Genomic DNA, 17,782 nt, shown 5'->3' on the forward strand with positions numbered 1-17,782 from the left:
TGGCATCCTAGCCCTCCGATGGCCCGCATCCCCGACGCCTTCATCGACGACCTCCTCGCCCGCTCCGACATCGTCGAGCTGATAGGCGCGCGCATCCCGTTGAAGCGCCAGGGCAAGGAATACTCGGCGCGGTGCCCGTTCCACGACGAGCGTTCGCCTTCGTTCACGGTCTCGCCGACCAAGCAGTTCTATCACTGCTTCGGCTGCGGCGCGCACGGCACCGCGATCAGCTTCCTGATGAACTACGACCGCCTCGAGTTCCTCGACGCGGTCGAGGAACTGGCCAAGCGCGTCGGCGTGGAAGTACCGCGCGATACTCAGCAGCGCAACGAGGATTCCGACAGCCGCGATCTCTACGCCGCGGTCGAGGCGGCCTCGCGCTTCTTCCAGAAGCAGTACGGCCAGAGCGGCAAGGCCCAGGGCTATCTCGACAGCCGCGGCGTCAGCGCCGACATCCGCGAGCGCTTCGGCATCGGCTATGCGCCCGACGGCTTCAACGCGCTGCGCGACGCGCTCGGCACCGACGAGCGCCGCATGAAGCTGTTGGAGCGCGCCGGCATGTTCTCCAAGAACGACAGCGGCCGCGTCTACGACAAATTCCGCGACCGCGTGATGTTCCCGATCCACGACCGCCGCGGCCGCACCATCGCCTTCGGCGGACGCGTGCTCGACAAGGAAGACGGGCCCAAGTACCTCAACTCGCCCGAGACCCAGCTGTTCCACAAGGGCCGCGAACTCTACGGCCTGTGGCAGGTGCGCCAGGCCCACAACAAGATCCCGCGCCTGATCGTGGTCGAGGGCTACATGGACGTGGTCGCGCTGTTCCAGCACGGCGTGGACACCGCGGTGGCCACCCTCGGCACCGCGACCACGCCCGACCACGCCGAGCTGCTGTTCCGCAACGCGGCCGACGTGTATTTCTGTTTCGACGGCGACCGCGCCGGCCGCGGCGCGGCCTGGAAAGCGGTGGAATCGGTGCTGCCGCGCATGAAGGACGGCCGCCAGGCCTTCTTCCTGTTCCTGCCCGAAGGCGAGGATCCGGATTCGCTGGTGCGCAAGGAAGGCGCCGAGGGCTTCGACCGGCGCCTGCGCGAGGCCACGCCGCTGTCGCAGTTCCTGTTCGACTCCCTGGCCGCCGACGTCAACCTGGGCACCCTGGAAGGCAAGGGCCGCCTGGCCGAGCGCGCCAAGCCGCTGCTGGCGCAGATTCCCGACGGCGCCTTCGGCGACCTGATGCGCCAGCGCCTGACCGAACTCACCGGCGTGGGCGCGCGCGCGAGCACGCCCGAGACCCACGTGCCCGCGCAGCGAGCGCGGGGTACCGCGCCGACGCAGAAACGCTCGCTGGTGCGCGCGGCGATCGAGCTGCTGCTGCAGCAACCCGCTTTGGCCCTGGAATTGCAGGCGCCCTACCGCTTCTCGGCGCTGCGCCAGAACGGCGTGGAGCTGCTGACCGAGATCGTCGGACTCATCGCGGCGCGCCCGGACATCAACACCGGCGCGCTGATCGAGCATTTCGCCGAACGCGAGGAAGCCAAGGCGCTGCAAAAGCTCGCCGCCAGCAGCTTCGTCGGCGACGAGCAGGTCATCAGCCGTTACTTCCTGGGCACCATGAGCCAGCTCGAACTGCAGGCGGTGGAACAGCGTCAGGCCGAGATCGCCGACAAGCTGCGCGAACTCGGCCCCGCGGCCTTGAGCATGGAGGAGCGCGCCGAGACCGCGCGCCTGCTGCAGGACGCGCGCGCGCTGCGCGCGCAGATCGCGGGCTATTCGGGGCCGGCGCTCTGAGCGGAGCGGATGCGGCGAATCGCGTGGTGCGCTCACAGCATCCGTAGGGTGCGGTGACAGCCGCATCATCGCCATGCCTCGTCCTCGCGCGGCGGTGCGGTTCGCTAGCGCTCACCACACCCTACGTCGACGCTCTCGATCGTGTCGACGCCGTCGGCACTGGCCCAGGGCTCAACCCCAGACGTCGCTCATCACCCGCTTGAAGTTGCCGCCCAGGATCTTGCCGATGCGCGCGTCCGAGTGACCGCGCGCCGACAGCATCGCGCCCAGGGTTTCGAAGCGACGCGGATGGTTGAGGTCGGGCAGGATCAGGTAGACATCGTCGGCCTCGCCCGGCGCCGAGATGCCCTTGGCGCGGCGCTCGGCGATGAACTTGCGGTGCTCGGCCTTGTACTCGGCGGTCAGCTGGGTCGCCGACACGGTGCCGTCGGTGCCGATGCCGACATGGTCCTCGCCGCACACGTTCACCGCGTGCTCCAGATGCGCGATCAGATCGGCCGCCATCGGCTGGCCCTGGGTGCGCAGGAACGGCATCAGGTAGATTCCGACCACGCCGCCGCGCTCGGCGACCGCGCGCAGTTCTGCGTCGGTCTTGTTGCGCGGCAGCGCGGCCAGCGCGGCGCAGCCGGTGTGGCTGATGACCGCCGGCGACTTCGAAGCCGCGATCGCTTCCAGCGCGGTGCGCTGGCCGCTATGGGCAAGGTCGACCACCATCTTCTTCTGATTGAGCGCCTCGATGAGCTGGCGGCCGAACTTGCTCAGACCCGCGTTGGCCGGTTCCAGACAGCCGTCGCCGACCAGGTTGCGCAGGTTGTAGGTCAGCTGCACCGAGCGCACGCCGAGCTGATGGAACACGCCGACGCGGTCCAGGTCCTCGCCGAACGGCGTGGTGTCCTGGAAGTTGTAGATCAGGCCGGTCTTGTTCTCGTCGCGCGCGCGCTGCAGGTCGGCGCCGTCGCGTACCGACAGCAGCTGCTCGGGGTGCGCGGCCAGCTCCGCGTCCCAGAACGCGATCTGCCCCATCGTCTCCTCGAAGGCGTTGAGGTAGTGACCGACCGGCGCCACCGTGATCTGCAAGGCGCTGAGGCCGGATTCGCGCAGGTCGGCCAGTTCCGCGGCGCTGAGCATGGCGTCGGGCTGATGGTCCTGGCGTCCGATCGTGCCGCAGGCGTCCAGCGCGAAGGTCTTGGCGTAGGGCGCCCAGGTCGGCGGCGGGGCCGGCGGCGTCAGCGCATGCGCGCCCTTGGCCCAACTCGCCAGCGCCAATGCGCTGGCGCCGATCAGGAACTCGCGTCTACTTGCCATGCAATGCTCTCCATTGGTGGATGGGTCAGCCCCAGACTTCGGTCATCACCCGCGCGAAATTGCCGCCCAGGATCTTGGCGATGCGCGCATCGGAATGCCCGCGTGCCGACAGCATGCCGGCCAGGGTCTCGAAACGGTCGGCGGTATTGAGGTCGGGCGCGAACAGGAACAGGTTGGGATCGCGTCCTTTCTCGAAGATGCCGTCGCCGATCATGCCCTTGATCATCTCGGTGTTGTCTTTCACGTACTCGGGCGTGATGTCCACCGCGGTCAGGTTGAGATCGGTGCCGATGCCGACGTGGTCCTCGCCGCAGACCTTCAGCGCGTGCTCGATGTGACGGATGATGTCGGCCGAGGTCTGCTGGCCCTGCGCGCGCAGGTAGGGCCAGAACATGATGCCGGCGACGCCGCCGCGGTCGGCCAGCAGCTTGAGCTCGGCGTCGTAGACCATGCGCGGCACATCGGACAAGGCCCGGCAACCGGTATGCCCGATCAGCACCGGCACCTTCGAAGCGAGGATGCCTTCGCGGATGGTGCGCGGCGCGCCGTGGGCCAGATCGACCACGATCTTTTCGGCGTTGAGCCGCTCGACCACCTGATGGCCGAAATTGCTCAGCCCGGCGTTGCCCGGCTCCATGCAGCCGTCGCCGACCAGGTTGCGGCGGTTGTGGGTGAGTTGCAGCACGCGCAGGCCCTGCTCGCGGAACTGCGCGATACGGTCGACGTCCTCGCCCAGCGGCTCGGTGCCCTGGAAGGTGAAGATGATGCCGACCCGGCGCTCGCGCTGGGCGCACTTGAGATCGGCGGCATCGCGCACCAGCATCATCACGTCGGGATGGCGCGCGATCACCGCCTTCCAGTCCTCGACGCGCTGTTTGGTTTCGGCGTAAGCCTGGTCGGTGTACCAGAAGCGGCCCTGCGGCGCGACGCTGGCCATGATCCCGCTCAGGCCGCACTCGCGCAGCGCCTGCACGGCCTGGGGCACGCCCGGGTCGTCGGCCTTTATGTAGAACAGCTCGGTGCCGCCGAGCGCGTCGATCGCGAGGGTGTCGCGATACGGTTTCCAGCGCGGCGGCGCGGCCGCGGCGGCGAATACGGGATTGCTGGCGGCGGCCAATGCGGCCAGTCCCGCGGCGCCGATGAACGTGCGTCGATCGATCATGCCTGCCCTCCGTGGTGCGTCGCGCAGACTCTAGCCCAGTCCGCGCCTTCGCGATTGACCGATTCAACGCATCGTCCGCTCGGGAGACGGAACCACGCCGAGACGGCCGCCGGCCCTGGCGCGACCGCCGATCACGCCGCCGCGGTCGCCTCGATCTCCAGCAGCCAGGCACCGTCGTAGATTTCCACCACGACCACGGTCAAGGCAGGCGGATGCGCTAGACGGCCCAGCACCTGCTGACGCACCTCGCGCGCGACCTCGCGATCCTCGCGCCTGGCCAAATAGACCGTGACCTTGACCAGGTGTTCGTAGGCCATGCCCGCGGCCTCGAGCTGGGCGCCGACGTTGCGCCAGGCCAGCGCGCATTGATCGCGGAATCCCGCCGGCACCTCGCCCTCGGCGTCGGCCGGCACCTGCCCGCTCACGAACAGCAGCCGCCGCGGCTCGCGTATCTCCGCGGCCTGGGCGTAGGTGCCGTCGGCGACGGCGTAGCTGCGCCGCCCCGTTTTGCTCTCTGCAGCCGGCATCGCCGTCAACGGCAGCGCCAGCCCGATCGCGCAGAAGCCCCTCCTGTCCATCGTCCGCCCTCGTTCCGGATAGGCCGCGATCATAACCGTTAAAACTTGTTTTACCGGTAGAGGCGCGCTAGCCTGGAATCACCGGGGCGCAGCCGAACCGCCCGAGCATGCCGCGATGCGACGACGATTCCCGCGCCTGGACTGGTGCCTGCCTGCTCTGCTCGCGCTGCCCTGCCATGCCGGCGAACCCCGGCCGCAGGCGCGGCCGTGGACGCCTGCTGCGATCGCCAGCGACCAGTACGAATCCTCGCCCACGTTCACACCCGACGGCCGCGAGCTCTACTTCATGCGCAGCGACCGCGCCTTCGGCCGCTACCGTCTGCTGATGTCGCGCTGCGAGCCCGGTGGCTGGAGCGCGCCGCTGCCGCCGCCCTTCGCCGGCCCGCCGGACGCGCAGGAGGCCGACCCCTTTGTCAGCCACGACGGCCAGCGCCTGTACTACGTGTCCTCGCGCCAGGGTGCGAACGCCGACGACTTGGATATCTGGATGGTGCGGCGCGACGCCAGCGGCGCATGGTCGGCGCCGCAACGCCTGCCGGCGCCGGTGAACTCGCCCGAATCGGAACTGCTGCCGCGCGAGACCGCGGGCGGACGCCTGTACTTCGGCTCCTCGCGACCCGGCGGGCCGGGCCTGACCGATATCTACGAGGGCCGGCTGCGCAAGGACGGCGGCTGGGACGTGGGGCTGGTCGGTCCGCCGATCAGCACCGCCGAGCAGGAGTACGAAGTCGAGGTATCGCGCGACGGGAACCAACTGATCCTGGTCGGGCAGCGCGGCGATGGACGTTCGCACCTGTACCGGTTCGCGCGCGCGGGCAAAGGCTGGGTCGCGCGCGGACGCGTGCCCGCGCGCGAGGACGTGTTCCAAGTCGGCCCGCTGCTGTCGCCGAAAGGCGATCGGGTTTTGTTCGGCCAGGCCGCCAACGAGCGCGATTCCGGCGAACTGTTCCTGGTCGACCTGCAGCCAGCGGTGGATACGAACTGGCCGCCACGCTGCGGCGGCTGAAGGCTGGGCCTCAAACCACCGGCTGCAGCTCGAACAGCGGCGTCGGCTGCATCAGCGGCAGCAGCCAGTGATCGACCAGCAGGAACGCGAACAGCGCCATCAGATAGACGATGGAATAGTTGAACACCTTCATCGCGTACAGCTCGTCCGGCGGGTCCATCAGTTTCCAGGCATAGCCCAGGAACACCGCGCCCAGCACCAGCGCGCCGCCCAGATAGAACAGGCCGCTCATGCCGGTGGCCCAGGGCAGCACGGTCACCGCCACCAGCAGCACGGTGTAGAACAGGATCTGCCAGCGCGTGTACTGCACGCCGTGGGTGACCGGCAGCATCGGCACCATCGCGCGCGCGTAGTCCTCGCGGCGGAAGATCGCCAGCGCCCAGAAGTGCGGCGGCGTCCACACGAAGATGATCAGCACCAGCAGCAATGCGTGCGGGTCGAGGGTGCCGGTGATCGAGGCCCAGCCCAGCGCCGGCGGCGCCGCGCCGGCGATGCCGCCGATCACGATGTTCTGCGGGGTCGCGCGCTTGAGGAAGACGGTGTAGATCACCGCGTAACCGATCAGCGAAGCGAAGGTGAGCACCGCCGTCAGCGTGTTCACCCACAGGATCAGGATCGCCATCGACAGCGCCGCCAGGATCAGCGCGAACACCAGCGCCTGGCTCGGGGTGATCTGGCCGGCGACGATGGGACGCCACGAGGTGCGCGCCATCTTGGCGTCGATGCGCGAGTCCAGCAACTGGTTGATCGCCGCCGCGCTGGACGCGGCCAACCAGATGCCGAGGAAGCCGAGCAGCCCGCGCAAGGTCTCCGCGCCGGTGGGCACGCCGTCGACGGCGAGCAGCATCCCGACCAGGGCGGTGAAGACGATCAGCGCGACCACGCGCGGCTTGGTCAACGACCAGTACTGGCGCAGGCTGGCGTGGGCGGCGGCCATGCTCAGTGCTCCGGCGCGCGCAGGCGCGCCAGCAGGGACACCAGCACGAACAGCAGCAGCACCGCGCCGGCGTTGTGCAGCACGGCCACCGTCAGCGGCAGGCCGAGCTTGACGTTGGCGATGCCCAGGCCGACCTGGGCCAGGGTCAGCAGCGCGAGCAGCGTGCCCCAGCCGAGCATGCCCGGCGTGCGCAGCAGCTTCACCGCCAGACCCAGCAGGTACACGAACACCACCATCGCCATCGCGCGGTGGGCGAGCTGGATCGCGATGCGCGCCTCGCCGTCGAGGATGCCGCCTTCGTAGTCCACGCCGATGCCGCGCCACAGCACGAAGGCCTCGCGCACATCGTGCTTGGGCCACCACTGGCCGACGCAGGTCGGGAAATCGTTGCCGCAAGCCAGCGCGGCGTAGTTGGCGCTGGTCCAGCCTCCCAGCGCGATCTGCACGCCGAGCAGGACGATGCCCAGGATCACCAGCTTGCGCACCGTGACCGCCTCGGCCAGACGGATCGGCAGATCGGTCGCGCGCCAGGCCATCCACAGCAGCAGCGAGAAAGTCAGCAAGCCGCCGAGCAGATGGCCCATGACCACGATGGGCTTGAGCAGCCAGGTCACGGTCCACATGCCCAGCAGGGCTTGGAACACGATCACCGCCAGGGTCAGCGCGGCCACGCGCGACAAGTCGCTGTTGTTCCAGCGCAGCGCGGCGATCAGCAGGATCGCTTCGCCCAATGCGGCCAGCACCGACGCGGCTACGTGCTGGCCCTTCATGTACAGCGGGATCGAGACCGCGACCAACACGGCGGCCACGATCACCTGAGCCACGCCGTAACGGCGCCGGCGCGCGGCCAGCAGCGCCAGGGTCAGGGTCAGCACGCCGAGCAGGCCGGCGATCATGCGGTGGAACTGTTCGCGCCAGGCCTTGTGCACCTCCACCGGGCGGATCGCGGTGGCGACGTGATCGCTGGCCTCGTGCGCGGCCGTCGGCCACGCGGCGCGGCCGTAGCAGGTCGGCCAATCCGGGCAGCTGAGGCCGGCGTTGGACAGGCGCACGAACGCGCCGAACACGATCACGCACAGCGCGAGCGCGACCGCCAGCCAGGCGATGCGGTGGAAGTTGCGGTACCAGGTCGGTTTGAACGTCACGTTCATGCGGAACTCTTGCGGTTGACTCGGTGGCGACAGGACGCGGGCGCTGCGGCGACCCGCGGCCGGGTCACATCAGTTTCAGCAGTCGGGACAGGTCTTCGCGCAGGTCGGCCGGATCGAAGCCGGGAGCGTAGCGCAGAATCACGAAGCCGTTCGGATCGATCACGTAGACCGGCACGCCCTTCGGATCGTCCAGGCGCGGCAGGCCGGCGCGCAGCTGCGGCGTGGGCTGCACGATGCGCAGTGCGGCCGGATGCGGCGCGCCCGCCGGCGGCTGGCCGATCCACAGCACGTGCACCTGGTCCGCGTCCTTGCCGAACAGCTGCCAGACGGTGTCGAGCTCGCGCGCCAGCTTCACGCATTCGGCGCTGCAATCGGCCGGCGGCGCCAGCGCGATGCGCCACAGGCGTTCGGCCGGACGCCACTCGTAGGCTTTGCCGTCGGCCAGTCGCGGCATGACCTGGCGCAGATCCGCCGGTGGCTGCAGCAACTCGCCGTGGTTCTTCATGCCCTGCGGGCGCCAGCCCGAGAAGCGCAGCGCGCCGGCGACCAGCATGCTGCCGAAGAACAGCGCGAAGATCGCCAGCAGCATCACCCGATTGCGCTTGCGCGTAGCGTCGTTGGAAGGAAGGTTCATCGGCGGGACTTCCGGAAAGTAAGTATCAAGGCGGTGGCCAGCACCGCCGCGGCCAGCGCGAACCACTGCAGCGCGTAGCCGCGGTGTTGTTCGGGCGGCAGGGTGTTGGCGAGCAGTTCCAGATCGCGCTCGTAACCCAGCTTCAGCGCCGGATCCAGACGCAGCACGCGCGGCGACAGCGGTACCGACAGGCCGATGCCGGGGCCGATCGCATCGGTATCGACGCGGGTCAGCAGCCAGCCCTCGCCTTCCTGGCCGAGCGCGGGACCCAGCGCGATGCCGGTCGAGGGCGGCGGCGCGAGCAAGCCGCGCAGCTCCATCGAGCCCTCCGGCCGCGGAATGCGCGGGAAGCGGCGCTGACCGTCCAACGCCAGCCAGCCCAGGTCGACCAGCAGCGGCACGCCCGCGCCCTGCTCGGGCACGAACACGCGATAGACCCGCACGCCGGCGCGGCCGTTGCGCTGCTGGTTGTCCAGCAGCAGGGCGCCGCGCGCGTCGAACGCGCCGCGGCCGGCGGCCCAGTCGTAGTCGCGGCGGCGCGAGGGATCGGCGGCCAGCGCCAACGAAACCGGCCGGCGTTCGCCCAGCACCCGCGCCGAGGCGTCGAGCATGGCCTGCTTTTCGACCGCGCGCCGCGACTGCCACAGGCCCAGGTTGGCGAACACCGCGATGGTCAGCAGCGCCAGCGTCCAGCCCACGATCAGGTTGCGCCGACGGCTCACGACATCCTCCGGCCGGACTGCGATAATCCGGCTTTCGCGGTATCGCGCGCGCCGCCGGAGGCCGCCATGAACGACTCGCTCAAGACCCTGCTGATCATTGCGTTCCTGATCCTCATCCTCTGGAACCTGGGCGCCGGCCTCTATTACATGCTCGTGGACAAGGGGCAGAGCAAGCGCACGGTGAACGCGCTGACCCGCCGCATCGCGCTGTCCGTCGCGTTGATCCTGATCATCATCCTGTCGATCAAGATGGGCTGGATCCAGCCGCACGGCATCGGATCCAACCCGAACTGAGCCCCGGCCGCGCGGCCGTGGCGAAACGGCCGCTGCGAAATCCCAGGTTCCCAAGACGCAAACGGGCCGGCAATGCCGGCCCGATGCGCTAAAGGGTCGTGCGCGCTTACAGCACGTAGACGAACAGGAACAGGCCCAGCCAGACCACGTCGACGAAGTGCCAGTACCAGGCCACCGCCTCGAACGCGAAGTGGTTGTCCTTGTCGAAATGGCCCTTCAGGCAGCGGAACCAGATGATCGCCAGCATCAGGGTGCCCAGCGTCACGTGCGCGCCGTGGAAGCCGGTGAGCATGAAGAAGGTCGAACCGTAGATGCCCGAACCCAGGGTCAGGTTCAGCTCCTTGTAGGCGTGGATGTATTCCTCGGCCTGGTAGAACAGGAACAGGCAGCCCAGGGCCACGGTCAGGCCCAGGAACACCAGCAGCTGCTTGCGGTGACCGGCCTTCAGCGCGTGGTGCGCGATGGTCACGGTGATGCCCGAGGTCAGCAGGATCATGGTGTTGAGCAGCGGCAGGCCCCAAGCCGGGATGGTCTCGAACACGCCGCCGACGGCGCCCGGGCCGTTGGTCGGCCAACCGGCGGCGTAACCGCTCCACAGCAGGCTGTTGGTCATCACGCCGTCGCCGACGCCGCTGAGCCACGGCAACGCGAACTGGCGGGCGTAGAACAGCGCGCCGAAGAAGGCCGCGAAGAACATCACTTCGGAGAAGATGAACCACATCATCCCCATGCGGAACGAGATATCGACCTGACGGTTGTAGTGGCCGCGCACCGATTCGCGGATCACGTCGCCGAACCAGCCGAACAGCACGCCGCACATCAGGGCCAGACCGACGAAGAAGGTGGGCTTGCCCCAGCTGACTTCGTTGAGCCAGCTGGCGATGCCGATCATCGTGGTGAACAGGGCGATCGAACCGAGGAACGGCCAGCGGCTGCTGTGCGGCACGAAGTAGGTGTTGGCGTCTGGCGTGTGTGCTTGGGCCATGGCGGCGTTCCGTTAGGTTCGGTACTGATGAAGGGGCGTGCGCGGCGGAACCGGGATCACGGCGCCGACAGCGGCGACGCCGGCGTCTTGGCCGTCGAGCCCTGCTGTCGCGCAGTGAGCACATCGTTCTTGAAGAAGGTATACGACAGCGTGATCGTCTTTACGTCGGCCGGCAGATTGGGGTCGACGATGAAACGCACCGGCATGTCGCGCTTCTCGCCCGCCGCCAGGGTCTGCGCGGTGAAGCAGAAGCATTCGGTCTTGCTGAAATAGCCCGAGGCGCGCGCGGGCGCGACCGAGGGCACGGCGCTGCCGACGATGGTGCGGTCGCTGTCGTTGTGCGCGTAGTAGGTGGTTTCGTACTGTTCGCCCGGGCGCACCTGCATGGTGACCTGGTTGGGATGGAACGACCACGGCAGCTTGGAATTGACGCCGCCGTCGAACTGCACGGTGACGGTGCGCGCGCCCTGGGCCTGGGCCTGGCCCACGTCTTCGGCGGCGGTGCGTTCCAGGCGGATGCCGAACACCTTTTCGCAGGCGATGCGGTACAGCGGCACCAGGGTGAAGGTGAAGGCGAACGCGGCCAAGGCCACCAGCACCAGCTTCACCAGGCCGGCGGTGTTCTTCTTGCCGCGCTCGTCGCCGCCGGCGCTCATTGCGCCATCACGCCGCTGAGGATGAACAACACGTACACCGTCACCGCGATGCCCGCCGCCCACAATGCGGTACGCCGCGCGCTCTTGCGGCGCGCTGCGATATCCGGGTTGTCAGGCGTCTTGTTCATACGTTTCCTATGCTCCGAATCGCCAGCCCTTGGAGCCCCCTTAAGTTAAGGGGGCGGCCTGCTCCGCGCAGCGGAGTAAGCGGGGTTGTGGGATGCAATCCGTATCAATCCGAAGCAATGTCCTCCGAGCTTCTTACTGCGGCGTAAGCCTCAGTGAGTGATGTCGCCGTGCGCCAGGTCGCCATCGCGAATCACCGGCGGCGTGCTGAAGGTGTGGTGCGGCGCCGGGCTCGGCACGGTCCACTCCAGGCCCTTGGCGCTGTCCCACGAACGCGCTTCGGCCTTGGCGCCGTACTTCTTCGAGTGCCACAGGATGCCCAGCATCATGAACGGGGTCAGGAACATGCCGAAGGCGCCGATCGAGCTGATCAGGTTCCAATCCGCGAACACCACGTTGTAGTCCGGGATGCGGCGCGGCATGCCGGCCAGGCCCAGGAAGTGCTGCGGGAAGAACAGCAGGTTCACGAACAGGATCGTCCACCAGAAATGGAACTTGGCGGCGGTCTCGTTGTACATGCGGCCGGTCCACTTCGGCCACCAGTAGTAGACCGCGGCGATGATCGAGAACAGCGCGCCGGTCACCAGCACGTAGTGGAAGTGCGCGACCACGAAGTAGGTGTCGTGGTACTGGAAGTCCGCCGGCACGATCGCGAGCATCAGGCCCGAGAAGCCGCCGATGGTGAACAGGATCACGAACGCGATCGCCCACAGCATCGGCGATTCGAAGCTGATCGAACCGCGCCACATGGTGGTGACCCAGTTGAACACCTTCACGCCGGTCGGCACCGCGATCAGCATGGTCGCGAACATGAAGTAGATCTCGCCACCCAGCGGCATGCCGACGGTGAACATGTGGTGGGCCCACACGATGAACGAGAGGAAGGCGATCGAGGCGGTCGCGTACACCATCGCCTGGTAGCCGAACAGCGGCTTGCGGCTGAAGGTCGGGATGATCTCCGAGACCACGCCGAACGCCGGCAGGATCATGATGTAGACCTCGGGGTGACCGAAGAACCAGAAGATGTGCTGGAACATCACCGGGTCGCCGCCGCCGGCCGCGTTGAAGAACGAGGTGGCGAAGAACTTGTCGGTCAGCAGCATGGTCACGGCGCCGGCGAGCACCGGCATCACCGCGATCAGCAGGAACGCGGTGATCAGCCAGGTCCAGCAGAAGATCGGCATCTTCAGCAGGTCGATGCCCGGCGCGCGCATGTTGAGCACGGTCGCGATCACGTTGATCGCGCCCATGATCGAGCTGATGCCCATCATGTGGATGGCGAAGATCGTGAAGGCGACGTTGCTGCCGCCCTGCAGCGACAGCGGCGGGTACAGGGTCCAGCCGCCGGCCGGCGCGCCGCCCGGCAGGAACAGCGTCATCAGCAGCAGGCTGAAGGCGAACGGCAGGATCCAGAACGACCAGTTGTTCATGCGCGGCAGCGCCATGTCCGGCGCGCCGATCTGCAGCGGGATCATCCAGTTGGCCAGGCCGACGAAGGCCGGCATCACGCCGCCGAAGATCATCACCAGCGCGTGCATGGTGGTCATCTGGTTGAAGAACTCGGGCTTCACCAGCTGCAGGCCAGGCGTGGCCAGCTCAGCGCGGATGATCACCGACATGCCTGCGCCGATGATGAACATCACGAAGCTGAAGATCAGGTACAGCGTGCCGATGTCTTTGTGGTTGGTCGAGAAGAACCAACGCTCGATGAAGCCCTGCTGGTGGGCGTGATGATCATCGTGATGATCGGCGACGGGGTGCGTGGCTGCCATGGCCTACCTCTAGGAATGCTTTGACGATCAACCGGCGACCGCGGGAGCGGTCGTGGCGTCGGAGTTCGGAGTGCCGGCCGTCGCGGGCGCCGGAGCGGCTTCGGCCGGCGCAGCCGGAGCGGCGGGCGCCGCGGCCGGAGCGTTCTTGGCCTTCTGCTCGGCGAGCCACTGCTGGTACTCGGCCTTGGGCACGGCGCGCACGACGATCGGCATGAAGCCGTGGTCCTTGCCGCACAGTTCGGCGCACTGGCCGCGGTACACGCCCGGCTCTTTGATCTCGGTCCAGGCCTCGTTGACGATGCCCGGGATCGCGTCCTGCTTCCAGCCCAGCGCCGGCACCCACCACGCGTGGATGACGTCGTCGGCGGTGATCACGAAGCGGATCTTGGTGTCGGTCGGCAGCACCAGGACATTGTCGACGTCGAGCAGGTAATGCTCGTGGTCGGCCTGGGTGACGGTCTTCTTGCTCTGGCGCAGGGCGTCGCTCTTGCGGTCCAGGCGGCTGGTGAACGAGACGTTCTCGCCCAGGTAGTCGTACTTCCACATCCACTGGAAGCCGGTGACCTTGATGGTCATGGCCGACTCGCGGGTGTCGTACATCTTGATGAGCTTGCTGGTGGCCGGGAACGCCATCGCCACCAGCAGCACCACCGGGACCACGGTCCAGATGATTTCCAGCTTGGTGCTGTGGGTGAAGTCCTTATCCGCCACCGCGCCCTTGGAATGGCGGAACTTGAACATCGCCACGGCCATCGCGCCGAACACCAGCACGCCGATCACCACGCAGATCCACAGCGCCAGCATGTGGGCCTCGTAGGCGTTGACCGACTGCGCGGTGACGCCGCGGCCCATGTTCAACTGCCACGGCTTGGGATCGGCCGCCTGAGCAAATGCAAGGACCGGCACCGCCATCGCGGCGACACCCACTGCCCACTGCTTGAAACGACCGGCTTTCATCAGTTCGAGCCCCGAAAATCGTAGAAGGTTGCGTTGTCTGCTCCGCGGGCTGCCCCTCCCGGCACCGGCCCGGCCAGGCGCTGGCGCGGGGGAACCGTCCGGAAGGAGGTGGCTGGCGAGCCCCGTCCAGGGCCCATCACGCCGGTGACGGCGCTACGGATAATCCGCGAAATGGTAGCCTCCGACCCGCTCTGCGGCAACCCGCGAGGCGTTCACGCAAGCGCTGCGGGCCTTGCACGAACGGGCCGGAGCGGCCGTCGCGGGGGCCTGTGCGGCCCCTGCCGAGCGCCCGATCGGGCGAGTCCGACGGCGCGCCGGGCGCCCCATCCGCCCCCGTCCGGCGCTGCGATGCGCGGGCCGCAACGCCGGACGCCGGGTTGCGACAGACCGGATTGGACCGAAAGCTCTAAACTAAGCGGCTCCCCTCCGCTGCGCTGCGGTCCGAATGACCATCGACTCCTCCTCCGACGCCGCCGACGGCCCGCCGCCGCGCGCGCTGATCAGTCCCGAACTCCCAGCGGCTCCGGCCGGCCCGCGCGCGGCGATCACCGCCGCCTGGGTCCGCGACGAAGCCCAACACGTGGGCCACCTGCTCGAACAGGCCCGCCTGCCCGAGGCCGACCGCCAGGCCGCGCAGGCCACCGCCGCCGACCTGGTCGCCCGGGTCCGCACCCGCGCCCAGGACCAGGGCGCGATCGAAGCCTTCATGCGCCAATACGACCTGGGCAGCGAGGAAGGCGTGCTGCTGATGTGCGTGGCCGAGGCGCTGCTGCGCATTCCGGACCAGGACACCGCCGACAAGCTGATCCGTGACAAGCTCGGCGAGGCCGACTGGAAGCGCCACCTCGGCCAATCCGACTCGGTCCTGGTCAACGCTTCGACCTGGGGCCTGATGCTGACCGGCCACCTGGTCGATCTGGCCGACGACACCAAGCGCGACGTCCATAACGCCTTCAAGCGCCTGATCGGCCGCGTCGGCGAGCCGGTGATCCGCCTGGCCGTGCGCCAGGCCATGCGCATCATGGGCCATCAATTCGTGATGGGCCGCACCATCGGCGAGGCGCTGTCGCGCTCCAAGAAGGGCGACAACGCCAGCTACCGCTATTCCTTCGACATGCTGGGCGAAGGCGCGCTGACCACCAAGGACGCGCTGCGCTACCTGGAGGCCTACCGCCAGGCGATCCACGCGATCGGCAAGAGCGGCCCGGGCGGTCACTACCTGCAGCACGACGTGTTCGCCGCGCCCAGCATCTCGGTCAAGCTGTCGGCGCTGCATCCGCGCTACGAGCACGCCAAGCGTGCGCGCGTGTTCGCCGAACTCACCCCGCGCGTGCTGGAACTGGCGCAGCTGGCCAAGCGCTACGGCATCGGCTTCACCATCGACGCCGAGGAAGCCGACCGCCTGGAAATGTCGCTGGACGTGATCGCGGCGGCCTACGCCGACAAGTCGCTGGATGGCTGGCAGGGCTACGGCCTGGCCGTGCAGGCCTACCAGAAGCGCGCGCCGGAGGTGATCGACTTCCTGGCCGACCTGGCCCGCCGCACCGGCCGCCGCATCCCGGTGCGCCTGGTCAAGGGCGCCTACTGGGACAGCGAGGTCAAGCGCGCCCAGGTCGACGGCCAGCTCGGCTATCCGGTGTTCACGCGCAAGCCCAACACCGACGTGTCCTACCTGGCCAACGCGCGCCGCATGCTCGAAGCCAGCGACGCGATCTATCCGATGTTCGCCACCCACAACGCCCAGACCATCGCCACCGTGCACCGCATGGCCGCCGGGCGCGCGTTCGAGTTCCAGAAGCTGCACGGCATGGGCGACGACCTCTACGCCGAGGTCGTGCCCGCCGATCGCCTGGACGTGCCCTGTCGCGTGTACGCGCCGGTCGGTTCGCACGAGGATCTGCTGCCCTACCTGGTGCGGCGCCTGCTCGAGAACGGCGCCAACTCCAGTTTCGTCAACCGCATCACCGACGAAGACATCGCGATCGACGAACTGATCCGCGACCCGGTCGAAACCGTGTCCGCGTTCTCCAGCATCCCCCACCCGCGCATTCCGCTGCCGGTCGACCTGTACCGCAGCTACGGTTTCGAGAGGACCAATTCCATGGGCGTCAACCTCGCCAACGATCAGCAACTGCAGTCCCTGGCCGAGCAGGTCAACGCCGCCGTCGCCGACTGGCGCGCCGCGCCGCTGGTGCCGGGCGCCAATGCCGCCGGCCCCGACATCGCCGTGACCAACCCGTCCGACCGTCGCGAGACCGTCGGCCAGTGGCGCGCCGCCGACGCCGCCACCGTCGAGCTGGCGCTGAAGAACGCGGTCGCCGCGCAGGACGCCTGGGATTCGACCCCGGCCGCCAGCCGCGCCGCGATCCTCGAGCACGCCGCCGACCTGCTCGAACAGCGCATGCCGCACTACATCGCGCTGTGCACCAAGGAAGCCGGCAAGACCATCCCCGACGGCGTCGCCGAAGTGCGCGAGGCGGTCGATTTCCTGCGCTACTACGGCCAGCAGGCGCGCAAGCTGTTCGCGCCCGAGGCGCTGCCGGGCCCGACCGGCGAGTCCAACACCCTGCTCCTGTCCGGCCGCGGCGTGTTCGTCTGCATCAGCCCCTGGAACTTCCCGCTGGCGATCTTCGCCGGCCAGATCGCCGCCGCGCTCGCGGCCGGCAACAGCGTGATCGCGAAGCCGGCCGAGCAGACCAATCTGATCGGCTACTACGCGGTGAAGCTGCTGCACGAAGCCGGCGTGCCGGAAGCGGTGCTGCAGTTCCTGCCCGGCGACGGCGCCACCGTCGGCGCCGCGCTCACCCGCGACCCGCGCGTGGCCGGCGTGGCCTTCACCGGCTCCACCGACACCGCGCGCGCGATCAACCGCGCCCTGGCCGCGCGCGACGCCGCGATCGGCGTGCTGATCGCCGAGACCGGCGGCCAGAACGCGCTGATCGCCGACTCCTCGTCGCTGCCGGAACAGCTGGTCAAGGACGCGATCGGCTCGGCCTTCACGTCCGCCGGCCAGCGCTGCTCCGCCGCGCGCGTGCTGTTCGTGCAGGAAGACATCGCCGACAAGGTGACCTCGATGCTGGCCGGCGCGATGGCCGAGCTGAAGGTCGGCGACCCCGGCCTGCTCTCCACCGACGTCGGCCCGGTGATCGACGAGGACGCGCTGAAGATGCTCAACGACCATGCCGCGCGCATGGACAAGGAAGCGACCAAGATCGCCGAGGTCGCGCTCGACGCCGACAGCGCCCACGGCAGCTACTTCGCCCCGCGCGCGTACGCGCTGAAGTCGCTGGACCAGCTGCACAAGGAAGTGTTCGGCCCGGTCCTGCACGTGATCCGCTGGAAGGCCGACCAGCTCGACGCGGTGATCGACGCGATCAACGCCACCGGCTACGGCCTGACCCTGGGCATCCACTCGCGCATCGACGAGACCATCGAACGCATCGCCGCGCGGGTCAAGGTCGGCAACTGCTACGTCAATCGCAACCAGATCGGCGCGGTGGTCGGCGTGCAACCCTTCGGCGGCCAGAACCTGTCCGGCACCGGCCCCAAAGCCGGCGGCCCGCACTACCTGCCGCGCTTCACCACCGAGAAGACGATCACGGTCAACACCACGGCGGCCGGCGGCAACGCGTCGCTGCTGACGCTGGGCGACTGATCGCGTACGGCGGCAGGCGATACCGAACGGCCCCGCTCGATGCGGGGCCGTTCG

Annotated in this window: 16 protein-coding genes and 1 pseudogene; 5 read left to right on the forward strand and 12 right to left on the reverse strand. The window is 68.5% G+C overall.

The window, feature by feature from the left end; all coding sequences use genetic code 11:
* Window positions 1-18: 18 nt before the first annotated feature.
* Window positions 19-1,257: pseudogene (gene dnaG / locus BMZ45_RS18510) on the forward strand (DNA primase); the annotation flags it as partial.
* On the forward strand, window positions 1,234-1,788 hold the full coding sequence (locus BMZ45_RS22145) for a hypothetical protein (protein ID WP_256374562.1): 555 nt from the start codon (window positions 1,234-1,236) through the stop codon (window positions 1,786-1,788). The pseudogene dnaG and the gene BMZ45_RS22145, both read left to right, overlap by 24 nt.
* Before the next feature lie 171 nt (window positions 1,789-1,959).
* On the opposite strand, the gene BMZ45_RS18515 is transcribed toward BMZ45_RS22145, so the two are convergent.
* From BMZ45_RS18515 to BMZ45_RS18525, 3 genes are all read right to left on the reverse strand, one after another.
* Window positions 1,960-3,093: a dipeptidase gene (locus tag BMZ45_RS18515; protein ID WP_091638002.1), complete on the reverse strand. Its 1,134-nt coding sequence runs from the start codon at window positions 3,091-3,093 to the stop codon at window positions 1,960-1,962.
* Window positions 3,094-3,118: 25 nt separating this feature from the next.
* A complete protein-coding gene (locus tag BMZ45_RS18520) occupies window positions 3,119-4,255 on the reverse strand; it encodes a dipeptidase (protein ID WP_091638003.1) in 1,137 nt (378 codons plus the stop codon).
* 131 nt (window positions 4,256-4,386) lie between these two features.
* Complete coding sequence (locus BMZ45_RS18525; RefSeq protein ID WP_217643237.1) at window positions 4,387-4,833, reverse strand: RidA family protein; 447 nt, start codon at window positions 4,831-4,833, stop codon at window positions 4,387-4,389.
* Window positions 4,834-4,948: 115 nt separating this feature from the next.
* Between BMZ45_RS18525 and BMZ45_RS18530 the strand changes: the two genes are divergently transcribed.
* The gene (locus BMZ45_RS18530; RefSeq protein WP_091638004.1) at window positions 4,949-5,839 is read left to right on the forward strand and encodes a TolB family protein; all 891 of its coding nucleotides are present in this window, start codon (window positions 4,949-4,951) and stop codon (window positions 5,837-5,839) included.
* A 10-nt stretch (window positions 5,840-5,849) separates the two neighbouring features.
* Here the strand turns inward: BMZ45_RS18530 and cyoE are convergent, their stop codons facing one another.
* From cyoE to BMZ45_RS18550, 4 genes are all read right to left on the reverse strand, one after another.
* The gene (cyoE, locus tag BMZ45_RS18535; protein WP_091638005.1) at window positions 5,850-6,776 is read right to left on the reverse strand and encodes a heme o synthase; all 927 of its coding nucleotides are present in this window, start codon (window positions 6,774-6,776) and stop codon (window positions 5,850-5,852) included.
* Window positions 6,777-6,778: 2 nt separating this feature from the next.
* Entirely contained in the window at window positions 6,779-7,927 is a 1,149-nt protein-coding gene (locus BMZ45_RS18540; protein WP_091638006.1) for a COX15/CtaA family protein, read from the reverse strand.
* A gap of 64 nt (window positions 7,928-7,991) precedes the next feature.
* On the reverse strand, window positions 7,992-8,561 hold the full coding sequence (locus tag BMZ45_RS18545) for a hypothetical protein (protein WP_091638007.1): 570 nt from the start codon (window positions 8,559-8,561) through the stop codon (window positions 7,992-7,994).
* Window positions 8,558-9,283, reverse strand: coding sequence for an SURF1 family protein (locus BMZ45_RS18550; protein WP_091638008.1), 726 nt, complete (start codon window positions 9,281-9,283; stop codon window positions 8,558-8,560). Before BMZ45_RS18550 ends, BMZ45_RS18545 begins: the two co-directional genes overlap by 4 nt.
* 66 nt (window positions 9,284-9,349) lie before the next feature.
* On the opposite strand from BMZ45_RS18550, the gene BMZ45_RS18555 reads away from it, so the two are divergent.
* Entirely contained in the window at window positions 9,350-9,577 is a 228-nt protein-coding gene (locus tag BMZ45_RS18555; RefSeq protein WP_055901960.1) for a twin transmembrane helix small protein, read from the forward strand.
* Window positions 9,578-9,683: 106 nt separating this feature from the next.
* Here BMZ45_RS18555 and BMZ45_RS18560 read toward each other — a convergent pair whose 3' ends face one another.
* The 5 genes from BMZ45_RS18560 to coxB form a co-directional block, all read right to left on the reverse strand.
* Window positions 9,684-10,562 carry a cytochrome c oxidase subunit 3 gene (locus BMZ45_RS18560; RefSeq protein ID WP_056181161.1) on the reverse strand — a complete coding sequence of 293 codons (879 nt, stop codon included), beginning with the start codon at window positions 10,560-10,562 and terminating at the stop codon, window positions 9,684-9,686.
* A gap of 56 nt (window positions 10,563-10,618) precedes the next feature.
* The gene (locus BMZ45_RS18565; protein WP_091638009.1) at window positions 10,619-11,218 is read right to left on the reverse strand and encodes a cytochrome c oxidase assembly protein; all 600 of its coding nucleotides are present in this window, start codon (window positions 11,216-11,218) and stop codon (window positions 10,619-10,621) included.
* Window positions 11,215-11,346: a hypothetical protein gene (locus BMZ45_RS22150; RefSeq protein ID WP_256374561.1), complete on the reverse strand. Its 132-nt coding sequence runs from the start codon at window positions 11,344-11,346 to the stop codon at window positions 11,215-11,217. Before BMZ45_RS22150 ends, BMZ45_RS18565 begins: the two co-directional genes overlap by 4 nt.
* A 150-nt stretch (window positions 11,347-11,496) precedes the next feature.
* The gene (gene ctaD, locus BMZ45_RS18570; protein ID WP_091638010.1) at window positions 11,497-13,116 is read right to left on the reverse strand and encodes a cytochrome c oxidase subunit I; all 1,620 of its coding nucleotides are present in this window, start codon (window positions 13,114-13,116) and stop codon (window positions 11,497-11,499) included.
* Window positions 13,117-13,143: 27 nt separating this feature from the next.
* The gene (gene coxB, locus BMZ45_RS18575) at window positions 13,144-14,073 is read right to left on the reverse strand and encodes a cytochrome c oxidase subunit II (protein ID WP_091638011.1); all 930 of its coding nucleotides are present in this window, start codon (window positions 14,071-14,073) and stop codon (window positions 13,144-13,146) included.
* Between the two features lie 445 nt (window positions 14,074-14,518).
* Here coxB and putA point away from each other — a divergent pair, with 445 nt between their 5' ends.
* Window positions 14,519-17,728, forward strand: coding sequence for a bifunctional proline dehydrogenase/L-glutamate gamma-semialdehyde dehydrogenase PutA (putA, locus tag BMZ45_RS18580; RefSeq protein ID WP_091638012.1), 3,210 nt, complete (start codon window positions 14,519-14,521; stop codon window positions 17,726-17,728).
* Window positions 17,729-17,782 lie beyond the last annotated feature (54 nt).

Source organism: Lysobacter sp. cf310, assembly GCF_900114355.1.
Taxonomy (GTDB): Bacteria; Pseudomonadota; Gammaproteobacteria; order Xanthomonadales; family Xanthomonadaceae; genus Lysobacter.